General features: G+C 37.3%; 22 protein-coding genes. 11 read left to right on the top strand and 11 right to left on the bottom strand.

What is annotated here, in order from left to right; all coding sequences use genetic code 11:
- Nucleotides 1-1,437 carry an NADP-dependent isocitrate dehydrogenase gene (locus ACSVH6_RS04400; protein ID WP_438075968.1) on the bottom strand — a complete coding sequence of 479 codons (1,437 nt, stop codon included), beginning with the start codon at nucleotides 1,435-1,437 and terminating at the stop codon, nucleotides 1-3.
- A 92-nt stretch (nucleotides 1,438-1,529) separates the two neighbouring features.
- Between ACSVH6_RS04400 and ACSVH6_RS04395 the strand changes: the two genes are divergently transcribed.
- Complete coding sequence (locus tag ACSVH6_RS04395; protein ID WP_438075966.1) at nucleotides 1,530-2,453, top strand: LysR family transcriptional regulator; 924 nt, start codon at nucleotides 1,530-1,532, stop codon at nucleotides 2,451-2,453.
- 24 nt (nucleotides 2,454-2,477) lie between these two features.
- On the opposite strand, the gene ACSVH6_RS04390 is transcribed toward ACSVH6_RS04395, so the two are convergent.
- The 10 genes from ACSVH6_RS04390 to ACSVH6_RS04345 all read right to left on the bottom strand — a co-directional run bounded on the left by ACSVH6_RS04390 (nucleotide 2,478) and on the right by ACSVH6_RS04345 (nucleotide 13,043).
- Nucleotides 2,478-3,773 carry a DASH family cryptochrome gene (locus ACSVH6_RS04390; RefSeq protein WP_438075964.1) on the bottom strand — a complete coding sequence of 432 codons (1,296 nt, stop codon included), beginning with the start codon at nucleotides 3,771-3,773 and terminating at the stop codon, nucleotides 2,478-2,480.
- Nucleotides 3,770-5,308 (bottom strand): cryptochrome/photolyase family protein, encoded by a 1,539-nt coding sequence (locus tag ACSVH6_RS04385; protein ID WP_438075962.1) that lies wholly within the window; start codon nucleotides 5,306-5,308, stop codon nucleotides 3,770-3,772. Before ACSVH6_RS04385 ends, ACSVH6_RS04390 begins: the two co-directional genes overlap by 4 nt.
- Before the next feature lies 1 nt (nucleotide 5,309).
- Nucleotides 5,310-5,447, bottom strand: a complete 138-nt coding sequence (locus tag ACSVH6_RS04380) for a DUF2256 domain-containing protein (protein WP_438075960.1) — start codon at nucleotides 5,445-5,447, stop codon at nucleotides 5,310-5,312.
- The gene (locus tag ACSVH6_RS04375) at nucleotides 5,413-6,855 is read right to left on the bottom strand and encodes a deoxyribodipyrimidine photo-lyase/cryptochrome family protein (protein ID WP_438075958.1); all 1,443 of its coding nucleotides are present in this window, start codon (nucleotides 6,853-6,855) and stop codon (nucleotides 5,413-5,415) included. The genes ACSVH6_RS04380 and ACSVH6_RS04375 overlap by 35 nt, the downstream gene beginning before the upstream one ends.
- Before the next feature lie 87 nt (nucleotides 6,856-6,942).
- The gene (locus tag ACSVH6_RS04370) at nucleotides 6,943-7,230 is read right to left on the bottom strand and encodes a TIGR03643 family protein (RefSeq protein ID WP_438075956.1); all 288 of its coding nucleotides are present in this window, start codon (nucleotides 7,228-7,230) and stop codon (nucleotides 6,943-6,945) included.
- 147 nt (nucleotides 7,231-7,377) lie between these two features.
- Nucleotides 7,378-8,769: a TolC family protein gene (locus ACSVH6_RS04365; RefSeq protein ID WP_438075954.1), complete on the bottom strand. Its 1,392-nt coding sequence runs from the start codon at nucleotides 8,767-8,769 to the stop codon at nucleotides 7,378-7,380.
- Nucleotides 8,769-10,115, bottom strand: coding sequence for an HlyD family secretion protein (locus ACSVH6_RS04360; protein ID WP_438075952.1), 1,347 nt, complete (start codon nucleotides 10,113-10,115; stop codon nucleotides 8,769-8,771). Before ACSVH6_RS04360 ends, ACSVH6_RS04365 begins: the two co-directional genes overlap by 1 nt.
- A gap of 5 nt (nucleotides 10,116-10,120) precedes the next feature.
- Complete coding sequence (locus ACSVH6_RS04355) at nucleotides 10,121-11,785, bottom strand: peptidase domain-containing ABC transporter (protein WP_438075950.1); 1,665 nt, start codon at nucleotides 11,783-11,785, stop codon at nucleotides 10,121-10,123.
- Between the two features lie 2 nt (nucleotides 11,786-11,787).
- Nucleotides 11,788-12,462: a TetR/AcrR family transcriptional regulator gene (locus tag ACSVH6_RS04350; RefSeq protein WP_438075949.1), complete on the bottom strand. Its 675-nt coding sequence runs from the start codon at nucleotides 12,460-12,462 to the stop codon at nucleotides 11,788-11,790.
- A 338-nt stretch (nucleotides 12,463-12,800) separates the two neighbouring features.
- The gene (locus tag ACSVH6_RS04345; protein ID WP_438075947.1) at nucleotides 12,801-13,043 is read right to left on the bottom strand and encodes a hypothetical protein; all 243 of its coding nucleotides are present in this window, start codon (nucleotides 13,041-13,043) and stop codon (nucleotides 12,801-12,803) included.
- A gap of 436 nt (nucleotides 13,044-13,479) precedes the next feature.
- On the opposite strand from ACSVH6_RS04345, the gene ACSVH6_RS04340 reads away from it, so the two are divergent.
- From ACSVH6_RS04340 to ACSVH6_RS04295, 10 genes are all read left to right on the top strand, one after another.
- Complete coding sequence (locus ACSVH6_RS04340; RefSeq protein ID WP_438075945.1) at nucleotides 13,480-13,890, top strand: response regulator; 411 nt, start codon at nucleotides 13,480-13,482, stop codon at nucleotides 13,888-13,890.
- 7 nt (nucleotides 13,891-13,897) lie between these two features.
- Complete coding sequence (locus ACSVH6_RS04335; RefSeq protein WP_438075943.1) at nucleotides 13,898-14,440, top strand: heme NO-binding domain-containing protein; 543 nt, start codon at nucleotides 13,898-13,900, stop codon at nucleotides 14,438-14,440.
- 3 nt (nucleotides 14,441-14,443) lie between these two features.
- Entirely contained in the window at nucleotides 14,444-17,146 is a 2,703-nt protein-coding gene (locus ACSVH6_RS04330) for a PAS domain-containing protein (RefSeq protein WP_438075941.1), read from the top strand.
- A complete protein-coding gene (locus tag ACSVH6_RS04325) occupies nucleotides 17,133-17,450 on the top strand; it encodes an Hpt domain-containing protein (RefSeq protein ID WP_438075940.1) in 318 nt (105 codons plus the stop codon). Before ACSVH6_RS04330 ends, ACSVH6_RS04325 begins: the two co-directional genes overlap by 14 nt.
- An 11-nt stretch (nucleotides 17,451-17,461) precedes the next feature.
- On the top strand, nucleotides 17,462-18,178 hold the full coding sequence (locus tag ACSVH6_RS04320) for a LytR/AlgR family response regulator transcription factor (RefSeq protein WP_438075938.1): 717 nt from the start codon (nucleotides 17,462-17,464) through the stop codon (nucleotides 18,176-18,178).
- Nucleotides 18,179-18,461: 283 nt separating this feature from the next.
- Nucleotides 18,462-19,277, top strand: coding sequence for a hypothetical protein (locus tag ACSVH6_RS04315; RefSeq protein ID WP_438075936.1), 816 nt, complete (start codon nucleotides 18,462-18,464; stop codon nucleotides 19,275-19,277).
- Between the two features lie 159 nt (nucleotides 19,278-19,436).
- Nucleotides 19,437-19,895, top strand: coding sequence for a hypothetical protein (locus tag ACSVH6_RS04310; protein WP_438075934.1), 459 nt, complete (start codon nucleotides 19,437-19,439; stop codon nucleotides 19,893-19,895).
- An 18-nt stretch (nucleotides 19,896-19,913) separates the two neighbouring features.
- Complete coding sequence (locus ACSVH6_RS04305; RefSeq protein WP_438075932.1) at nucleotides 19,914-20,249, top strand: hypothetical protein; 336 nt, start codon at nucleotides 19,914-19,916, stop codon at nucleotides 20,247-20,249.
- 122 nt (nucleotides 20,250-20,371) lie between these two features.
- Nucleotides 20,372-20,740: a hypothetical protein gene (locus ACSVH6_RS04300; RefSeq protein WP_438075930.1), complete on the top strand. Its 369-nt coding sequence runs from the start codon at nucleotides 20,372-20,374 to the stop codon at nucleotides 20,738-20,740.
- 1,097 nt (nucleotides 20,741-21,837) lie between these two features.
- Nucleotides 21,838-23,868, top strand: a complete 2,031-nt coding sequence (locus ACSVH6_RS04295) for an ATP-binding protein (protein ID WP_438075928.1) — start codon at nucleotides 21,838-21,840, stop codon at nucleotides 23,866-23,868.
- The last annotated feature ends 127 nt before the right edge of the window (nucleotides 23,869-23,995 follow it).

Raw genomic sequence — 23,995 nt, 5'->3', positions numbered from 1 at the left:
TTATTGTCCTTGCCCTAGTGAAAATGCCATTTGACCATCAAACAGATAAAGGTTTTCTGTTTTTATAGTATCAATTCCATTGTGTATGCATTGTTGCAATAAAATAATAATCTCCTCTTTTGAAATTACCTGACCATTCTCTGACTTGAATCGGCATCTCCAATGATCTGTACAAAAAGTTTGTGAAAACCCTTCCGGCCAAACTTTAATTCCGCGATTAGTAATCATACTGAGTTTCAAATTCGGGGTGCCTATAGCTGTCATTTTCAAAGCCAGTTCGTTAGCATCTGTTCCATTCCAATGCACAAAAACATCATGGCCAATCAACTCTTTCTTAGATTGAGGCTTCTTTTTGTAATTTGGTAAAATCAGAGCTTTGCCATTTTCGTAGTTCACTGCCGTTAACGTTTTTGGTTTTTGTCCTAAGTTGGCAATGACTGCTTCAGCAAACTCTTTAGTCCCCACCTTTCTTGTACTGGTTGCTTCATTGTAAATATCGTAAGTGTGTATTCCGTCTTCTAACGTTTTTAACCATGCGTTGTGAACTTTTGTGGCAACAGAATTTTGTCCCAAATGATTGAGCATCATGACGGCGCCTTGCAGCAATCCTGATGGATTAGCAACATTCTGACCCGCTCTGCGGGGTGCAGAACCATGTATAGCTTCAAACATAGCACATTCTTCTCCAATATTTGCTGAGCCGGCAAGACCTACTGAACCGGCTATTTGGGCTGCTATGTCTGAAAGAACATCTCCATATAAATTCAACGTAACAATTACATCAAAAGCTTCCGGAGTATCACTCATTTTGGCAGCCCCTATATCGACAATCCAATGTTCATTTTCGATCTCAGGATATTCAGCGGCAATTTCGTCAAATACCTTATGAAAAAGCCCGTCAGTTTGCTTCATAATATTGTCTTTAGTAAAGCAAGTCACTTTTTTTCTGCCGTACTGTTTGGCAAATTCAAAAGCATAACGGATAATTTTTTCACATCCGGGTCTGCTGATTATCTTGAGGCATTGCACCACTTCGTCAGTTTGTTGGTGCTCAATTCCGGCGTATAAATCTTCCTCATTTTCCCTGATGATCACAAGATCCATTTTAGGATGTTTTGTATCAACAAAAGGATACAAACTCATACAAGGCCGAACATTAGAATACAATCCTAAAATTTTTCGTGTCGTTACATTCAAACTTTTATAACCACCACCCTGTGGTGTTGTAATAGGTGCTTTTAAAAAAACTTTGTTTTTGATGATGGTGTCCCAACTTTCTTTGGCTATTCCTGAAGTATTTCCTGAAAGGTATACTTTCTCTCCTACTTCAATTTCATCGTACTCTAACTGTGCGCCGGCAGCTTTGATAATTGCTAACGTAGCCTCCATAATTTCAGGGCCGATTCCGTCTCCTTTTGCGATTGTGATTCGTTGCATAATAGTATAATTTGATTAATTCCTGACAAAGGTAAAATTGGATTTTCATATATTTTTATTTATATTTGTTATGATTTACATAAAAATAATTTATGAATTACACGTTGCATCAACTACAGGTATTTTTAAAAATTACGGAGACCAAAAGCATCACCAAAGCAGCAGAGCAACTTCACCTAACCCAGCCTGCTGTATCCATACAACTCAAAAACCTACAGGACCAATTCGAAATTCCTCTGACAGAGGTCATGGGACGGCAATTGTATATAACCGAGTTTGGAAAGGAAATTGCCTTGGCGGCAGAAAACATAGTCAACGAAGTCAATAACATCAACTATAAAACACTAGCCTTTAAAGGAATATTGGCCGGAAAATTAAAAATTTCCGTAGTGTCAACAGGAAAATATGTGATGCCATATTTCTTATCCGATTTTACGAATAACAATAAGGGAATTGAATTGGAGATGGATGTTACCAATAAATTAAAAGTAATTAAGGCACTTAAAAATAATGAAGTTGACTTTGCCCTGGTATCTACTTTACCCACTGGTTTAGATGTTGAATCAGAGGTTTTGTTGAGCAATAAGTTGTTTTTGGTTGCCAATCAAAATCATCCTATAGTGGACCCAAAAAAAACAAAGGAATTCCTGGCCGATAGTTCACTTATTTATCGGGAAGATGGGTCTGCCACCCGAATTGCAATGGAAAATTATTTGAACAAACAAGGGATTAAGGCCAAAATGAAATTACAGCTAACTTCTAATGAAGCTGTAAAACAGGCTGTTATTGCCGGGTTGGGACTTTCGGTTATGCCGCTCATAGGTTTAAAAAATGAACTTGAAAACAAAACCATCAAAATCATTCCTGCCAAAGGACTTCCTTTGGTCACCAATTGGACATTAATTTGGCTGAAAGGAAAAAAAATGAGTCCGGCTGCCTATGCCTATTTGGATTTTATCAAAAAGGAAAAAGAACGAATAAAAAACGGAAATTTTTCCTGGATTGATTCGCATTAAGTTATATCTCAAAAATCTTCCCCTCTATTTTTGCTTCAACCACAAATCGCGGTAAACTTTATTTTTATCATAATCTGCTGCCTGCTTTTCTATATTGAAATACCGGTTGCCTCTGGGATCATTACCTACTCCGGCCAAATAAGCCCAATTCCCCCAATTGCTGCAAACGTCATAATCGATGAGCTGTTGCTCAAAGTAGGCCGCACCATAACGCCAATCGAGTTTCAAATCGTTACACAAATAACTGGCTACATTTTGACGACCGCGATTGCTCATAAATCCGGTTAGCTTGAGTTCTATCATGTTGGCATCTACAAAATCAATTCCGGTTTTACCATCAACCCAGTGTTCAAAAACTTGTCTGTCAAATTGAGTCATAGGCAACTCTTTATTTTGTATGCCCGATTTGAGGAATAATTTGTTTTGGTACTTCTTCATCATAAACCGGAAATAATCGCGCCATAACAATTCAAACACCAACCAATAGGTGGATTCATTGGCTCCGAATTGGGATTCAAACTTTTTAAGTTCCTGATAAATATATCTTGGTGCAATACAACCCAAGGCCAACCAAGCCGAGAACTTGGAAGAATAATCAGCTCCTACCATTCTGTTTCGGGTTTCTTTATAATGGGCGATGTATTGGGTTTCAAAAAAATAATGATTTACTCTTTTGAGCGCTTCCGATTCGCCTCCTTTGAACTGCAGCACTGCTCGACTATCTACTTTCATTTCTTGTAATCCCAATTCCGTCAGTTTCGGCAATATCAATTTTGGAATTTCAGGTGAATGGATGCTTGTCGGTTGGTCAAAGGCCTTTCTTATTACTGCATCTTTTTCGGTTTTCTTTCTGAAATTGGTAAACACATCGGGGATGTCCTTGATGGAAAAAGGCAAATCTTCAGCGTGGTATAAGGTACTGGTGCTGCATGTCAACAGTTCGCATTGGTGTTTCCACAGTGCTGTTTGGACTAACGATTCCGTTTGTTTTTCTTCATAAGCCACTTCGCGTTTGGCATATACGCGATGTGCTTTGTACTGTTGAACGATTTTAGGGATTTCTATTTCGGGCTTGCCTTTTACAACTAACAATCCTGAGCCTAATGCTCTTAACCGATTGTCTAAATCAGCTAAAGATTCTAATAAAAATCGGGCTCTGAAACTTCCGGTTTTTTGAAAGCCGAAGGCCGTAGTTTCAAAATGGAAATCATCAAAACAATACACGGGTATAAGGGTATCATTTTGAGCAATGGCTTTTACTAACGTTTCATTATCGGTCAACCGCAAATCGGTTTTAAACCAAACGACAGCTGTTTTCATAACTGATTGATATTTTTTAAATAGTAATCGGCTTGTTCCAATAAGGCAGACTTATCATTCGGATTCATTTTTTGCCACACCTTGTACATCATTCCGATTCTCGGATTCTTGGATAGCTTCTCTTCATGCTTATCATAAAAATTCCAATACAGACTATTGAACGGACATGCCTTCTCACCCACTTTTTGAGCCTTATTGTAGAAACAACTGCCACAATAGTGGCTCATTTTATCAATATAAGACGCCGAACTCACATAGGGTTTTGACCCCACAATACCGCCATCGGCAAACTGACTCATCCCTCGGGTGTTCGTAATTTCAACCCAATCCAAGGCATCAATATAAATCCCGAGGTACCAGGCATCCACCTCATCCGGATGAATTCCGGCCAAAAGCGCAAAATTGCCCGTAACCATCAACCGTTGAATGTGGTGGGCATAAGCATAGTTCAACGATTGGGTAATGGCTTCTTTGAGACAATTCATTTTGGTTCTTCCGGTCCAGAACCAATCGGGCAATTTTGCCTGATGGTTGAAAAAATTCAACGTAGCATAATCCGGCATTTTCAGCCAATAAATGCCGCGCATGTATTCGCGCCAGCCTATGATTTGCCGAACAAAACCTTCCAATTGATTGTAGGTAATGATTTCGGATTTGACCTGCCATTCGGCAATAGCTCTCTCAATCACTTCTGAGGGCGAAATCATTTTGGTATTCAAAGAGAAAGACAATCTCGAATGGTATAATGACCATTCGTTTGGAGCCATGGCATCTTGATAGGAACCAAATAACGGCAAACATTCCGTTACAAAGAACTCCAGCAATTCGAGGGATTGGTTTCGGTTTATGGGCCAAATAAAATGCGCGGCATCAAGGGTTCCTATGGTTTTGATATCTGTTTGGGAAATCATTTCGACGATATCCGAAACGTTAGTATTGAAAGCCAAAGGTGTGGTTGGCTTGTGATTTTTGGGCAACTTCTTTCGGTTGTCGTTGTCATAATTCCATTGCCCGGTAATCGGGTTGTTGCCTTCCATCAGGACTTGGTATTTCTTTCGCATGGCGCGGTAAAAACTTTCCATCAAATACGTCTTTTTGCCTTCAAAAAAATGACCTAATTCCTCTCGGGTGCTGAAAAAATGCTCTGTATCATAAACTTTGACGGGGATGGCAAGCCTTGAAGCAAAATTTTTCAGCTTCAAATCCACCCGATATTCATCCGGAAGTTGGTATTCCAATTGACTGTACTCATCGCTTTTTAAGATGGAGGACAGATTCGCTTCAAAAGATTGTAAATTCTTTTTATCATCCAATTTCAAATAAATCACCCGATGCCTTTGGGCTTCCAACTTTTCGGCAAACGCCCGCATGGCGGCAAAAAAACCAACAATCTTTTGTATATGATGCACCGCATAATCGGTTTCGGTCCGGATTTCCATCATGACATATGTCACGTCATCATTCACGGATTGAAACCAAGAATGTCGGTGATTTAGTTGGTCTCCGAGAAGTAACCGTAGTGTTTTTGCTGCCATATTATTTATGCATTCTGCATTGGTCACTGCAATATTTTACTTCGTCCCATACCTTTTCCCATTTCTTCCTCCAGGAAAAAGGGCGGTGGCATACCACACAAATTTTACTGGGCAGGTTTTGTTTTTTTACTTTTCGCATGGGATGTTTTGTTTGGTTTGGCTGCGTTTACATGTTTTTTCAAAATTCTTTTGCCTTCTTGCTTCACGTCATCCTTTTTTCTGAAACTCCAAATGATGTCGCTCGCTTGCTTTCGGGTGGCTTCGATATCAACAATCGGAAACGGATAATCCTTCCCTATTTCGCATTGATACAATTGTTGGTCTATCCAACTTAATTTCCAAGGTTCGTGCAGCAAATGAGGCGGTACGTTCGTCAACTCCGGTACCCATTTTTTAATAAAAATACCTTCGGGATCATGTTCTTCCGAGTTTTTAACGGGATTGTAAATTCGCACTGTATTGATTCCGGTCACACCCGATTGCATTTGCAATTGCGGATAGTGGATACCGGGTTCGTAGTCTAAAAACTGTCGCGCTAAAAAATGTAACTCCCGCCAATCCTGCCAAAGGTTAAACACAAAAAATGAGACCACCATGGCGCGCATTCTGAAGTTGATATAACCGGTTTCAACCAAGCAACGCATGCAGGCATCTACGATGGGCACTCCGGTTTTTCCTTCTTGCCAGACTTGGATATAGAGTTCATTTTTGGGTTTTACCAATACATCAAACGCTTTATTTATATTTTCAAACTCCATGCGACATTCGGTTTCAAATTTTTGAATAAAATGGCAATGCCAATGCAATCTGGAAATAAAGTTGGAAAGCGCTCTTTTTTTAGCAGATTGGTTATAATGCTGCATGGTGTATTGATACACCATGCGCATGCTAATGTTGCCGTAGGTCAAATACGGTGACAAGCGGCTGCAGCCTTTTCGGCTCCAATGAGGTTTGGAAATGTGCCGACTGTAATTCACATAGCGCTCTTTGATAAAACTATCCAAATACCGCCAAGCCCAATATTCGCCACCTTGCTGGAAATTTTTATTTCCAGTAGTGATGGCAACAGGTAACTTTTCTCCTTTTAAAGTCTCATAAAAAGTCGGTTCTAAATTTAAAAAAACACCTTTTTTTAAGTTGGCTGTTTTGGGAAAACTTGTCATGGTTTGGTTCCACTTTTCGTCCCATTTATCGCGATTTTTCAGTTTGCGAATGACACCATTGGTTTGGTATTCCTGCCAAATAATTCCTTTTTTATTAAAAAAGTTTTGAATTGCGATATCGCGCTCAAAAGTCAATCGGTTGCCCGTTTCCTGATGTGAAAAAACGGTGTTTATATCGTAAATATCGGATAAGACTTCAAAAACAAAACCGGCTTCTTGATGAAAAATATGGAGCACAGCCGAGGCCTCATGCAGACTCTTTTGCATATCTTGTAATGATTCGTAGACAAACCGCCAGTGGCGAATATCGGCATCATCATAATTCATTACCGAAGGCTCAAAACAATACAGTAATACTATGGGCCTCTTTTGTTGTTGCGCCATAAACAAGGGTTCGTGATCAGTGAGTCGCAAATCCCTTTTAAACCATACAATATTGATTTGTTTTTTTTCCAATGAGAAAGATTGAAGTTATCTTCTTTTTGAGATTTTATTGTTGGAAATAGCCCGTTGTAAATTGCATTTAAAACGGTCAATTCCTTCGACACGTTTGGCGGAATGTTTTGTCTTGCAATTTTCAACACGCTCGCGCCACCGCTTATAGCTGCTGAATTTTAATTCTCTTTTCATCAACGCTTTTACTTCCGCTTCAGACAAATTGAATTGGAATTTAATGGCGTCAAAAGGCGTGCGATCTTCCCAAGCCATTTCAATAATCCGGTCAATGGCTGTCGCTGAAAAAATTTTTTGGGCAGGCATGTTTTGTTTAATTATAACAAATAATTGTTAAACAAAATTACTGTTTCTTTTTAGAAAAAATACAATAAGACGATAAAAAATTATTTTTTTACGAGTGTTATGAGGAGTAGTTTTGTAGTGCAGCAGACCAACAAAAGGAAACTAAATTTAGTCCTCCTGTGTATTGACCATGATTCTAAACAAAGCTGCATTGGACTCGAAAAAGCGATTTTCCAGTTGTAATTTTGATAGTTGGGCCGCCACCAAATTGTTCTCACGGGAATTGACCAAAAAAACAGAGCTTTCACCAAAGGAAAACAGTCGTTCCTCAGAAGTCAGCATCGCATTGTAATCATTAACCAAGCTTTCAATTAACTGACGTTGCTTTTCCAGAGAAGCAATTTCTGTTTGTTGGGCTTTGATTTTGTTAGTCAATTGGACACGTTCCAAATCCAAATCAAATTTTGTTTCTTGTAATTTGTATTTTGCCAATTGCAGGCTTCCGCGTTCTTTGCGTAAAAAAATCGGGAAGTAAAAATTCATGCCTACTTTATAATCTTGAAATCGGTAATGGTCTATATAACTCGGTTTCGATATGTAGGAGTAGCCCAAGTCAATTTTAGGTAAAAGCATATTGGCTTTCAATTTTCGTTCTACTTCCAACATTTCGATTTTGTTTGTTAAGGCCAAAATTTTCGGATGGTTTTCGAGTGTTGGATTCTCAAGCATCAAATCGTTAGTGCGCAAGGTTTCTTTTATGGTCGCAGCCAAATTTTCCTCCGGTATCATATCGTCTTGTAGTTCTAACGGTACGTTGTTTTCCAACCAAAGGAAGTTGGCCAATTCCAATTGGGACTTTGCCAGTTTTAAACGGGATTCTTCCAGACTCCATTGTCTGTTGCGTACAATAATCCCGGCTTCAATACTGTCAATAGCCGGTTTATCTCCTTGTTCGATTAACCGGGTTACTCCCCTGTAGCGTATTTCCGCATTGGCCAAATAGTCTTGGTATAATTTGACTTCGTTGAAATTTCGCTTCCAATTAAAATAGGCCAACGAGGCATCATACAAAACTGAAACTGCCGCCAAGTTGCGTTCGACTTTGCTTAAGTTGATTTGAATTTTAGCCTTGCGCAAGTCAGCCATACGCTGATTGATTGACAAACCCTGTCCCAGCGGAACCGATATTCCCAGAGATGTTAAGCCTTGATTAGGTAATTTATTCTCAGGATTAAGGTAAATACCATCGGTGTTATCAAATCCCGCCTTAATCTCTACCCCGTACCAAGTAGGAATTTTAAAACTGCTGTTTAGTATGGAATAATATTCGTTGTCTTTAAATTTTTTTTGTTTAAAATCAACTTCCATTTTAGGGTCAAATCCTCCGCGTGCCATCATCAGATTGGCCTGTGCCTGGTTGAGTTTTAAATTGGCGCTTTTCACCACCGGATGGTATTTTTTTACATAGCCCAAAAACTCATTGTAAGTCAACTCTTTGTTGGTATTTTGACTCCAAGTGGTTACTCCCAAAAACAGAAAACTAAGCAGTATTGATTTCATTATTTTTTCTCTTTTTGAAGATTATTTTTGGGTTGGTAATAATTCGGCGGAAAGCCATTGAGCGTTCGCCAAATTTCAAACCAAACCGGTACATTGTCCAATAAGGCTAAGGTTTGTGCACCCGAACCGATGCTGATTTGTTTTGGCCATGGTGCATCCTTTTCATCCGGAGCAATCAAAACTCTGAATTTTCCGTTATCACTGATAAAGTTTTCTACAGCCACTATTTTACCGCCATACGTTCCATACGACATGTTGGGCCAACCCGAAAAAACAATAGTAGGCCAACCGTCAAACCAAACTCTAACCTTTTCTCCTTTGTGTAACAACGGTAAATCATTAGGAGATACAAAAGTTTCCACAGCAATATCATATTGGGCCGGCATAATGCTAACAATTTGAGTTCCTTCTTTCAGGGTTTCACCAATACCGGATTGTAACGCACGATTGACATAGCCGCTTTGTGGCGCTTTGATGTAATACATACCGTTTCTGATTTGGTAATTGGTGTATTGATTTTTGAGTTTGTTGACTTGCGCTTCGGTGTCATATTGGCTACTCAATGCCGTGTATTGATCGCTTCGTGCCTTTTGCTCTTTTTCATTGTATTCGGCCATGACGCGGTTTACTTCGACTTTGGCATTAATAAATTCGTTTTCACTCGCCAACAATTTGTTTTCCTGAGTAATGATTTTGGCTTCCGCTTCCTGAAGTTTTAAACGCTTTTCCTCTACATCGGTCATGGGTTTTAAACCTTCTTTATGCAGCGCCAGGGAACGATTGAATTGGGTAGTTGCTATTTTTATTTGGGTTCTTACGGCAACCAAATCCATACTGTCACTCTTCACTTTCAGGCGGGATTGTTTGATTTTATTTTGGGCTTGCTGCAGTTTCAGTTGGCGCTCATTTTGAATGGCTGCAATTTGAGCTTCGAGCGAAGTTACTTTTCCGCCATAAGATTTTCCGGCAAGCTCTTTGGCCTTCAATTGGCTTTCGGTGTTTTGCACCAAGTTGGGGTCGAGATAATCTTCTTTGGTTTCCGAAATAAAAAGAATGGTATCGCCTTTTTGCACAAAATCACCTTCTTTAACATACCATTTTTCAATTCGCCCGGCTATGGCCGAATGAATGGTTTGGGGTCTTTGGTCGGGTTTTAAAGTGGTCACTGCTCCGGTTCCTGAAACATTTTGTGTCCAAGGTAAAAACAGTATCAGCAATCCCAGAAGTGAAACCCCTAAGATAATTCTATTTAAAATTTTATAGTGCGGTCGATTGCTCAGTGTTTGAAATGTACTGTATTTTGCTATGCTGTCGCCAATTCGATTGTTATTTGAAATGTTAAGCATATCGATTATTTTTTGATGTCGTTAATGATTTTTCCTTCCCGCATCGTAATGATTCGAGAACATTTTGCTTTCCAATAGTCATTTTTGGAGGAAACAACCAGTGTCCAAGGGTTCGCCTTGGAAGTGATGAAATCGATGACTTCCTGAGCTGCATCAGCATCCATTTTGTCTAAAGCATCTTCGTAAAATAAAATTTTAGGTCGGTTAATGATGCTGCGGGCCAAGAGAATTTTTTGGGCATTGGAGGAAGAAAGTTGTTTGCCCTCGGGAGAAATTTTGGTATCCAATCCTTTTGGCAACGATTTGACAAAGTCTCCAAGCTTAACACTTTCTATGGCCCATTTCACATCTTCCTGAGAGATCAATGGGTTATTGAAAGTTATGTTTTCCCATAAGCTTCCTTCAAATGGGGTTTCGCCAATAATTATGGTGCTGATTTGCGAACGGTATTGCTCCAAATCTATTTTCCTATAGGTATCATCATTGATGTAAAGCGAACCGGAAGTAGGTTGCAACAAGCCACACAAAATACGAATGAGAGTCGTTTTTCCCGAAGCATTCAATCCTTCCAAATAGATTTTCTCCGACTGCTCTATGGTCAGGTTAATTTTTTCCAAAACATAATCGCTGGCATCCGGAAACTTATAACTTAAGTTTTCTGCAGCCAATTGGATGTTGGTATAACAAAAATCGGAAGGATTTGGGTTGGTCTGCTCTATTTCCAAATCGGTTATCTGTCCTATCTTTTCAACAGCAGTCAACACATCGTAAAGAGTTTCCAATCCGATTACAATTTTTTCAACGGAATTGATGACCAATAAAATGATGATTTCAGCGGCGACGAATTGCCCTATGTTCATCTTTTGGTTCAACACCAAATACCCGCCAATCAGTAGCAAACCAGAGGTGATAATGATTTTAAAAAGGATTAATTGTGTAAACTGCCTCTTGATGACTCCAAAGTGCTTTTCCCGATTAGACAGATACTCTGAAACCAAACGGTCATTCTTAGTTAAAGCAAAATCGAAGTTCGAAGCCTTTTTAAAACTGAAATTGTTTCGGGCCATTTCCTGCAACCAACTGACCACTTTATATTTATATTTGGACTCCTTGAGACTGCTAGACAAGCCGGAGTGGTAGGAAAAACGGAAGATCGCATAGAGTAAAATCACCAGGAAAATACCAAAAAAAATAAAAAACGGATGGTACAATGACAACAACGTAATCCCGAAGACAATCTGCAATAAAGCGGCCGAAAAATCAGTCAGTAATTTTGAGGCGCCTTTTTGAATGGTGAGGGTGTCAAAAAAACGATTGGCCAGCTCCGGCGGATACTGATTGTGCAGCACCTCCGTTTTGATTTTGGGCAAACGAAAACCAAATTCAAACGAGGCACGGATGAATATTTTTTGTTGTAAATTCTCTGTAATGCGCAATTGCATCAGGGATAAGACCCCAACCAAAGCGACACCTGCAATTACAATAAATACCAAAACAATCCAGGAAACGGTTACCCTCCCCGACTGAATCAGATTGATGATGGCTTGAATACCCAGTGGAAGGGACAAACTTACCAAACCGGCAAACAAGGCATAAAAAAATATTTGTGAAATATCTTTTCGATCCAATTTCAGTAGGTTTATCAATCTTTGAGAAGCAGTCAGAGCCATAATTATTTACTTAATGTTTTTTGAACCAAATCAATATAAAATTGGGTTGGAGAATGATTTTCATCACAGTTGGTAATGGTTTTCAAATGATCCTTTAAAAAATGCTGATGCAAAGCCCCTTCCACTATAGAGGAAGCCAAACTTTTGGCGTAAGCGTAGTTCGGATTCACTTCCTGAATGATATCGATGATTCTGTTAATAACTCTTTTGTAAACCAAAAAGAAACCTTCTTTATTCTCTTCGTCCACTTCCTTAGTCAAAAGAGTTTTGGTAAACTGCACTATAATGATTCTGTTCAAGACCGCTTCATTAATGTGGATTGTAGTAGAGTCGTCTTCCACTTTTTCGGTTACTATCGTAATAGCCCTTTTGAGTCTTTCCATAGGATCCGTTATGTTGGAAGTTGAAAAAGCGAGGCGGTACTCCATCCATCCCCAATACCAGGATGATAAATACACCAGGAGTTTGTGCTTGCTCTCAAAATAACGATATAGTGAGCTTTCATTGGAACCAATTTTCTCTCCTAATTTTTTAAATGTAAAATCCTCAAAACCAATTTCATCTATCAAAAAGATACTTTCCTGAATGATTTTCTTTCCGAGTGCTGAAGTTTCCGGATCTTTTACGTAAATTTTTTCGTTGACCTGAATTTTCAGGTGAGTAAGCACCGTATTCATGTGATTGTTTTTTTTGCAAATTTAATAGTATTACTGTCATTTTTGAAACTTTAACTTTTATTTGTGAAATGCGCGAACTTAGTATTGCATTACTGATGACCATGCAACATCAAGAATAATGTTTAGAAGAAGATGGCTGTTTCAGTGATTTTCACGTTATGTAAAGGAGTGGAAATTGCATCAAAAGCAAATACAAAAAACATACAGAGTCACTAGATTTTGAGGTTTACCATCACTAAATAATATAGCATTTACAGTTAGGGTGTAGCTATTATCTCCGACATCCTTTAAGATTAATTCTCCTCAATCCTTTATTTCTTTACCGCTATTAGTAGAATTTAACGGTGGATCAGATGAAATCCGTACTCTGAAATGACCAGTTTGTGGGTCTCGCAATAAATCAGGTTTTTGTTAATGGCGTTCAATGTCTCTTCCGATGACGGAAAAACCGTTTCAAAGAGTCCCGGATGGGTTTCAAAAAAAGCGGCTGGATCTTCAATCTTTTCTCCTTTGTAAAAATATTCAATGACTAAAGGAGCATGTATGCTTTGAGAATACTCAAAAACAGTGGAAAAAGGCATAAGTAGGTGTTGTTTTGTTTTGGGACTGCAAAAATAGAAAAAGCTTTTTTCAAACTGTGTTAAATACCAGTCGCGCCTGTGTTAAAAAAAACGGTCATACGTCGAAAAAAGGCTCTCCAGATGTAGAAAAGCGGAGTCTGCTTTAATTGTGATATAAAAGCGTTTCACTTCTCTGCCAAATCAGTCGGACAACAAAACCTTTTTTAGTAGTAAAAAAATGGTTTGGTAATGGTGCTAATGGGCAAAATAAATTTAAATTTGTAATAAACTATAGACAAATGGGATGAACAGAATACTATTCTTATTCATCCTATAAAAATAACCATTAGACTTTATTTATAAACCATTTAACAATACTTGATGTCGATTTAACGAATTATACAGACCTCGGTAGGCAATTCCGTTATTTTTGAAATCACATAATCTCAGTTAAAGCATGAAACCTTTAAAAATACTTTTGATTGAGGATGACACTATTGAAGTAATGAAATTCAACAGAGTCATTAAAACGCTTGAAATGAACCATCACATTGTGGAGGCCAATAACGGTGAAGAAGCTTTAGACATTTTAATGGCTAAAAATGAAACTCCGGATATTATTGTTTTAGATCTGAACATGCCCAAAATCAATGGTTTGGAATTTTTAAGCATTTTAAAAAAAGACCCGGTACTCAAGTATATTCCGGCTATTATTTTAACCACGTCCAATAACTATAAAGATGTATTGGAATGTTATAAAATAGGAATTGCCGGTTATATTTTAAAACCGCTGAAGTATGAAGATTATGTCAGTCGCATCCAAAAGTTATTAGACTATTGGGCTTGCAACGAGCTAATCTCAGAATAAATGATGTATGTATGGTATAGTAAATAAAGCTATTGAAGATTTAATAATAACAAATTACGGCAGAGAAAAATGGACTGCAATCCATAAAAGAAGCGGAATTGAACCTGATTTTTTTATCAGTAATGAAGCGTATGATGATGCAATAACCTTTAAATTAGCGAGTGCGGTATCCGAAGAAATAAATATTCCGCTGAGTGAAGTGCTGCATGCTTTCGGAGAATGGTGGGTTCTGAAAACCACTAAAGAAAAATATGGAGGATTGATGGAGTCCGGAGGTACTAATTTAAAAGAGTTTTTAATAAATTTACCCTTGTTTCACAATAGAGTGATTTTGATTTATCCCAAATTGACTCCCCCTGAGTTTAAAGTGGAAGAACTCAGTGACAACTGTTTGCTGCTGCATTACATTTCCAAAAGAGAGGGACTGCAAGATTTTGTCCGCGGTTTAATACAGGGATTAGGCAAATTATTTAACACGGAAACCACAATAGAATTAATACAATCCAGAGAAAAAGGAGATGCTTTTGAAATTTTCAAAATCAGTTGGTAAATTATGAGTGACAAGCCCTTTATTTTAAAAGGAGAAACGTTCAACAACATTTTTCCGTTTTACATCTTAATTGACGAAAAGCTTTATATCAAAAGCTTTGGGAAGAGCATGTCTAAAATTCTCCCGGAACTGAAAGAAAACAGGCCTTTTGCAGATTACTTTACCATCAAAAGACCATTTTTAGAAAACAGTACAGCCGAAAATTTCATCAAAAACATTAATCAACTGGTGGTAATTAATACCAAAAGTGCGAGTCGGTTTAAACTTCGGGGGCAATTTGAACCCTATGACAACGGGTTTCTTTTTGTGGGGTCACCTTGGTTTGTTTCTATGGAAGAAGTGGTAGATAACAAATTAACACTCCATGATTTTGCCTATCACGATCCTTTATTGGATTTGTTGCATGTATTGAAAAATCAGGAAGTCAACAATCGGGAATTAAAAGAACTGTTAATCACTATTGACGAACAGAGAAAACAACTTAAAAAAGATAAAGAAGAGCTAAACAAACTTTCTCTGGTGGCCAGTGCCAATAAAAACGGCGTGGTATTACTCAATCAAAAAGGAGAAATATCCTGGTGTAATGAAGCCTATCTTACTATCGTAAAAGCTCCTTTGGAAGAATTGATTGGTAAAAACATACTGGACTTCGGTCCCTGCAAAACCAAAGACAAAGCCGAAAGAAAAAGAGTGTTTGAAGGGTTTCAGAAAGGAATCATTTTTGAAGGTGAGAATACCAGCATCGCAAAAGACGGACAACTCTTTTGGTACAAAACCTCCAAACAGCCCATTAAAGATGAACACGGAAATGTGGTGTATTACTTTGCCATATTTGAAGATATCACCCTTGAAAAACAAAATGAAGAACAGGTTTTACTCCTATCATCCATAGCGGAGAAAAACAGTAATGCCGTTATCATTACCAATGAAAAAGGAGAAACCGAATGGGTAAACTCCAGTTTCATCGACATGACCGGCTACTCCTTTGAAGAAATATTAGGCAAAAAACCGGGATACATTTTACAAGGCCCCGAAACCGATCCGGTAACTATCAACTATTTGAGAGCCCAAATCAAAAACGGATTGCCTTTCAGCTGTGAAATTATCAATTACACCAAATCAAAAGAAAAATATTGGGTCCGTATTCAGGGTCAGGCACTCCACAATAAGTACGGTGAAGTCATCAAATTTTTTGCTACAGAGGAAGACATTACTTTTGAAAAAGAGTTCAACCAACAGTTAATTGAATCGGAAAACCGTCTCAACTCCCTGATTGCCAATTTACAGTCAGGAATCTTATTAGAAGATGAAAACCGAAAAATTGTACTGGTAAATAAAAAGTTCTGTGAACTGTTTGGAATAGATGTAGAACCGGAAGTCATGAAAGGCTTTGACTGCGAAATGATGGCCGAAGGCACAAAAGATTTCTTTAAATACCCCGATGCTTTTTTAACACGAGTGGACGAAATCATTAAAGGGAGAGAAATGGTTATCGCCGAAGAAGTCGAAATTGCCGACGGACGTATCTTTGAACGCACCTTCATCCCTATCAAAAGCGGCCAAAAATACGATGGCCACTTATGGAATTACGAGGATGTTACCATCAAAAAGAAATACAAGGAAAGCTTAGTAGCCGAAAGAGAAAAATACAGTAACATCATAGCCAACATGAACATGGGACTGATTGAAGTGGATAAAAACGATGTCATTCAATTGGCCAACCAATCATTTACTGAAATGAGCGGGTACACAATGGCAGAACTCATTGGTCAAAATGCAACTGATTTGTTTTTAAAAAACAAAGGAAACACTATCATACAAGATAAAGTCAGAGAACGTGAAAAAGGAATTTCTGACTCCTATGAAATCAACATCAACAACAAAGCCGGAGAGGAAAAATACTGGCTAATCAGTGGCGCTCCCAATTATAATGTAAACGGTGAAATCATAGGAACCATCGGAATACATTTGGATATTACAGAGCAAAAAAGATTGGAACTTCAAAAAGAGCAGCTACTCAAGCGACTTGAAAAACAAAACGAATACCTCAATGAGTATGCCCAGGTAGTGTCACACGATTTGAAATCACCGTTGCGCAGCATTCACACCTTAATTGCCTGGATAAAAGAAGACAACGAAAAAGAATTCAATCCGCAAACCAAGCAATACCTGAAACTCATCGAAGACAAAGTGGAAAAAATGGATTATCTGATTCAGGGAATTTTAACGTATTCTAAGGTAGAGTCTCATAAAACCGTATCTGAAACCATCAATCTGAATGAGGTCGTACAAAACATCATTGAAATCATCCACATTCCTGAAAATATTACCGTCTCTATTACCAATGAGTTGCCGCAAATGATCACTGACCGGTTCCGCATGCAACAGCTATTCCAAAATTTAATCAGTAATGCCGTCAACTATTGTGATAAAAAAGAGGGGTTAGTGGAAATCGCATCGACAGAAGAAGACAACCATTTCATTTTTTCTATAAAAGATAACGGCCCCGGTATTGAAGCTAAATACCAAAACAAAATATTTGAGCTTTTCCAATCCTTTTCCAAAGCGGAACAATCAACAGGAATAGGATTATCCATCGTAAAACGAATTGTCGACAATTACAAAGGCAAAATTTGGATGGAAAGCAAATTGGGAACAGGAACTACTTTTTATATCAAATTACCAAAAAAACATGGAACAACCTAACCTTGACTATATACTTAAGCTTTCGGGCAATGATGAAACCATCAAACGGAAATTAATCGACACCCTCAAATACGAGTTGCCGCTTGAAATTGATGCATATTACCTAAGTATTCATTTAAACAAATGGAAACAAGCCGCATCCTGCGTCCATAAGCTGAAACATAAAATAGGTATCTTAGGTTTGGAAGAGAGCTACTATATCGCTGAAGATTATGAAAAGGAATTAATAAAAAGCGGAAAAAAATTACAAGCCGAGTTTGAAAATAGATTAACTTTAATGCAGAATTTTGTAAATCGCCTATAAAACCAATAACTATGAATTGTATAATTATTGATGATGAAATGATGGCAAGGGCCATTATCGCCCAATTAGTTACGTCACAAACCAAAATTAAGGTAGTGGAAGAATTTCCAAATGCCATACAAGCTATTAAATACTTAAACGAAAATCAAGTAGATGTCATTTTTCTCGACATCCATATGCCCGATTTCACAGGATTTGACTTTATTAAAACCTTAAAAAGTCCCCCGAAAATTATTTTGGTAACATCAGATAAGAACTTTGCTTTTGAAGCGTTTGAGTTTGATTGTATTGTGGATTATTTAGTAAAACCCATTACTGAAGACCGTTTCAATAAAGCGATTGAAAAGCTGAATGCCCGTCACACAAGCCCAAAATTGAATCCTAAAAGCAGAGAAAAGAACGGGATTTCTGAAGAAGCCAATGAATTTTATGTCAATATCGGACATCGCTTGATTAAAATTGACATCCCTACTGTAACTTTAGTCAAAGCTAAAGGAGATTATATTGTCATCAAAACGGAAACCAATACCTATACCGTGCATACTACCCTTAAAAAAATTGAGGATAAATTACCCACCGATTTATTTCTGAAAGTACACCGCTCTTATATCATCAATACCAAAAAAATTATTGATATAGAAGACAACAGTGTACTCATCGGTAAAGATGTGATTCCGGTAAGCCGAGGAAACCGCCCTGAACTAATAAACCGACTCAATTTATTATAGCGTATAATCCATAAAAAAATAAGCAACTACCCTGTCAATATCTGACGGGGTATTTTTTTGAATTTAACCATCATACTATAACCCTAATTATCTCACAATAAAGCCAAAAGAACAGCAGAACATCGATAAAAATACCATTCGTCTACAGTTTAATCATTTTGAACCATAGACAAAATGCGCTCATCGAATTTTTATTCTGTACCAAAATCCCAAAACTATATTTGTATCAGATTTAAACCCCAAGTCAAGTCAAATCAAGTATTAACTACTAATTTTTTGAATTATGAAAACTATTACTCAAAATCTACTAAGCTGTGTTAGAAATCATGCGATGAAACTTACTGCATTGGTAACCCTATTTGGTTTTCAAGTGCAAGCATCAACCCAACACAGTAGCTCAAAATTTACTACCGAAACCAATCGTGTTTGGATTAATGTGACCGATACTCAAGGCGCTTTTTCTCAAACACTTATGGGATACCGAACCGGTGCCACTGATGGATATGATCATGCCCTTGACGGTGCTTTCATGAATGATGGAGCCATAGCTCTAGCTTCATTGATTGGTAATGTTCGTTATGCCATTCAGTTCAAAGGATTACCTTTCTCTACTTCCGATATAGTACCGTTGAGCTTTAAAGCCAGTTACAATGGAACCTATACGTTTGCAATAGACCATATGGATGGCTTTTTCACAAATACAACTTTTGCGGTTTACCTGCATGATTTGACAACCAATACGTATACTAACTTGAAAGCCGGAGGTTATACCTTTACTTCCGATAGTGGAATGTATAATAATCGTTTTGAATTGACTTATGCTACGGCTTCAAGCAATTTAGGAACCAATTCAAATGTATTCAGAGCTGCAGATTTAAATGTATCTCAAAACAGCAACAACATTGTAATTAATGCAGGAACAACCATTTTAAAAGACATTACGTTGTATACTCTAAACGGACAACAGTTGTATCAAAACAACCAAATTGATGCCAATGTGACTACCATCATTAATCCTGTTACAAATACGCAACCCATAATCATAAAAGTTACCACTCAGGAAGGCGTTACCGTCTCCAAAAAGTGGCTCTGTCTCTAAGGAGAAAGTACAGTCTAATTTCGGGGGAAATTAGAATTGTTTTTCATAAGTACCCATGTTTTATTTGACACTAAAATCGTCCCGAGATATCGGGACGGTTTTTTAAAAGAAACCCCAACATTACCCAAAATACCCCTCCCAACCCTGAAAATTATTAGCATGATTAAAAATTTACCCTCTAACCGTACGAATAAAGAATACCAATTAGAATATTACAATCCTATCGGATTATTGTTTAAAGAACATATTTTTTTACACGAAAACAACAAACTTTTAGAATTTGATATACAGGAAATTAAACGCATCTTTTTCAAAAAGGAACGCAATCTGAAACAGAACTATCTGTTGCTAACCTTGGCATTTCCGCTATTAATGGGATCTTTCTTTTTGAATTCCAATTTTGAGCTTTTACGTTACTCCGGATATGGGCTTTCTGTAGCTCTCCTGATTTTTGCTGTTATCAAGAAAACCTATCAATATAAAATTGCATTATTTACCAAACACTCGCATTATTTTTCAATTCCTGTAAACGAAGAATACAAAGATGACGCCTGTGAATTAATATCCCTAACCAAAGCCAAAATCAAAAAAAACAAACTCTACTTAAAAGCAAGTTAACCATTAAACACAATTATAATGATTTTCAAGTCCAGCTTCGGTATGATCAAAGACAACTATTTGATGTTGTACAAGTGGCAGGGTGATGTGATTGTTTTAGACACCATCACCGAGATAAAAATCTGTGAACGAAAAGCCAGCCAAGGACATTTTATCAATTACTTTAAAAAGAGAATGTATGATTTTACTATTATTATTGACAATCACCAGGAAGTTAAATTCTCATTTAGCAAAAAGAGTTTAACCAAAGCTATGGATTTCAAGAAACGAATTCTGCATACCCAATTCAGCTTACACAATTCTGTTTCCCAAAATACAACCCCTGCAAACAACGGACTGGATTATCGTTTTTAAAAAATCTCAACTTTTATTTGGTCGGTAACGAATAGCCATCCGTCTGCCTTTAAACAACATTCATCGAATACCAATATAAATGGCATTTTTAAAAATTTAACTTTAGAAGTGAAATAAAAACGATGATTCGAACAGATAACAATTTTGAACCGATAGGTACCGGAAAAATGGCCGTATACGATTCCTCCAGAGGATTCTCCAGATTTATCAAAAATAAATTTGAAGATCAGTTTGAGGTAACGGTCATCAATAATAAACAGGAATTAAAAAAACACCAAATCAGCGATAGCACCACTTTGTTTTTCATTGTAAATGATGCAGTGGATATACTGCTCTTTTCTAATTTATTTTACAACAGAAAGCAGTTGTTTTTAGGAATTGCAACTAAAAATTTAGAAGAACGATTAGTCCGATATCAAAATATTATCCCTATTGATTTAGAATTACCCAAAAAAGAACTACTGGAATACATTCAACATCATCTCAGATAAGAAAACTCAGGTATACCGCTAATAGAACCAAAGCTTCGGCGTATTTTTAAGGGTTATATAATACGGTTTTAGGAATGCCTGTTCCGCTTCAATATAAGTTAATTTAGTATAAGTTTTTGAAGCTTGCCGTCCCGCTCTGTCGGGACGGTTTTTTTATTTATCCACACCTAACAAACTGTATTTCAAAGAGAAAAATACATTTTATCTAAAATAAAACGTCATCTGTCGATACTAATTTCAAACTCGTCTAAATTTTAAATATCAATTTTATATCTGTTCTATATTTGTATTGAAGTTACAGCATATTACACTGTAAATCAAAGAAATAAAATTTCTGCCTTTACCCCCTAAAACAAAGTCTCAGGTAAATCGAGCTACGGGGTGCCGTCTGTACCACAAGGAACGTATCCCGTAGTGAGGTTTCAAAAGGAAAAGGCAAAAAATATATTGAAGCATCATCAATTAGACTTCAAAAGAGCTGTCAAAATTCAAACAATTCAATTCAGGATGGTTTGTGTTTTAAAACCGGGATTCACCTCCCGGTTTTTTTTACCTCTCAATAGTTATTAAACTCTAATCAGCAAAAGTGCAATATAACGAATAAATTACCGTTCGTCTACAGTTTTAGTCATCTACCCTATAGCATGTTTCCGTATAACGTATTTTTTAAAACACAGTGAATCAAGACTATACATTTGTAACAGATTAGCGCCCCAAGCCCAACCAAATCAACCTACTAAACTAAGGTCCCTTTTTGCCCAAAAAGAGAAATAACATACGATAAAGCAATAAGCACTTCATGGAAGCGCTTATTGCTTGGTTGTTACAACTTGTTAAGATTCAATTTATTTTGGTTATTGATTATAGTTTTTGAAAACCGGGCACTACAACCCGGTTTTTAATTTTATAATAATCAGAATTAATCATATAATCCTTTAAAAAACCAACTTATTACATAGCAATATTCATGTTATAATTGGAATTATATAAAAAATTAACTTATTTTAGCTCCCCCATAATCTGAAATACTAATGATCGTAAAGAAAACATATCCCAAAATAATACTGCTCATATTTTCCTCAAGTGTTATTTTTATTATGCTCTATTTTTCCTTGTACTACTATACTCAAAAAGTAGAAAACCAGGTATATAATGACTCTACACAACAATACCAGAGTCAGGTTACCCAACTCATTTCCATGAATGCCAAACCCATTTCAGTATACATTAACAATGATACCAACTGGGATGAATTTGTAACTTTTATTCAAAACAAAAATATTACCTGGTATAATGAAATTATAGCCAAAGAGCTTCCAATATACAAAGCGGATTATATGGTGGTTTATGATGCTCAAAAACAATTTATAACCCATACCATTACTCCGAAAATTAAAACCGTTGATTTCATACCCCAACAGGCCATGGCCAATCTGAACCGCCAGGGATTAAGCAGGTTTTATTTGAAAATACCCGAAGGTATAGTAGAAGTTTTTGGTGCTGCCGTACACCCTTCTTTTGATTTAATGAAAAACAAAACACCGGTAAAAGGGTATTTTTTTGTGGTAAAACTGCTTGATAAAAGCTACATCAGTCAATTGGAAAAGCTGACACATTCTACAATTCGGTATCAAACCGAGTATAAATATCCTACTGAAGACAAACACATCATTCAGACAAAAATTCCGTTGACCAATTACCAAAACGAGAATATTGGCACTCTGGTTTTTGAGCGAGGCTTTGAAGTGTATTTTGAAAACACAACTACGATACTTTATCTGATTATTTTTTCATTCTTCATCAACCTGCTTCTCAATCTCATTCTGACACGTCGCTGGGTGTACTATCCGCTTTACTTAGTGCGCAATGCACTGGAAACAGGAAACAAAAAAGCAATTCGTGAACTCAAAAGAACCACGGGTGAGTTTCGCTATATAGGCAGTCTGTTTGAAGAAAATAATCGCCACAAAAAGGAATTAATTGATGCCAAAATTAAAGCCGAAGAAGGCGACCGTCTTAAATCTTCATTTTTAGCCAACTTGTCTCATGAAATAAGAACCCCAATGAACGCAATAAACGGGTTTACCGACTTGCTGATGACTACTGATTTGGGAGAAAAGGAACGCATGGAATACCTCAAGGTCATTGACAGAAGCGGAAAAAATCTGGTTTCCATCATTGATGATTTGATTGAAATGTCTAAAATTGATTCCAATCAGGTTGCCCCGAATTACTCAAGTATTAATCTGGAAACCTGCATCCATGAATTATACGAAACCATTAAAATTACGATTCCCAAAAGTAAAAATGTTGTATTGCACGTACAGGAAGCCATTCATCCGGCACAACTCAACATCATTACTGATGAAGTGAAACTAAAACAGATATTGGTAAATTTGATTACCAACGGAATTAAGTATACTGAAACCGGTATGGTCACCTTCGGATATGAACTGAATGAAGCCGATAAACTTATCAAATTCAGCATCAAAGATACCGGACTGGGTATCAGTGAAGAAAATCAGAAATTCATCTTCGACCGATTCAAACGGGTCGACACTGATTTGGCCATCCGCGAAGGCGGACTGGGATTGGGACTGGCTATTTCCAAAGCCTACGTTGAAATTTTGAACGGTTCCATTACATTGACTTCCACCCCCGGAAAAGGCTCGGAGTTTAGCTTCTGTATTCCGCTGGAATACGATACAGTGCAACAACAACTGGCTGAACCTTTAACAATCAAAAAAGAAACAAAAAACAATACTGTCGCAACCGTGCTCATAGCTGAAGACGATAACATCAACTTCCTGCTGTTGCAAAAAATCATGAAAATTAAAGACTTCACAGTTATTCGAGCCGTAAACGGACAAGAAGCCGTGACCCTTTGTATGGAAAACCCTCAAATCAACATCGTTTTGATGGATATTAAAATGCCGGTCATGAACGGATTCCAAGCGCTGGAGCTAATTCATTCCTTCCGACCCGACTTACCGGTTATTGCCCAAACCGCTTATGCTTCAAGCGAAGATCAAGAACGCATTTTTGGAGCCGGTTTTACCAATTATATAACTAAACCCCTCAACAAAGAAAAATTGTTTACCCTTATTGAAGAACTAATTCATTCTTAAGGAGCTTCATTAATTTACAAAAGGGAGAGTTGTGACGGTCTTTATAGGAAAAGTGAACTGTGTTTATCAACGGCTTTCCGAAAAATACGCCTGATGTTTACGTCATGTTCACCTCATTGAGAACAAA

The organism is Flavobacterium sp. XGLA_31 (assembly GCF_051547105.1).
GTDB lineage: Bacteria > Bacteroidota > Bacteroidia > Flavobacteriales > Flavobacteriaceae > Flavobacterium.
The sequence above is the reverse complement of the archived record's forward strand: the minus strand, read 5'-3'. Positions and strand labels throughout refer to the sequence as shown.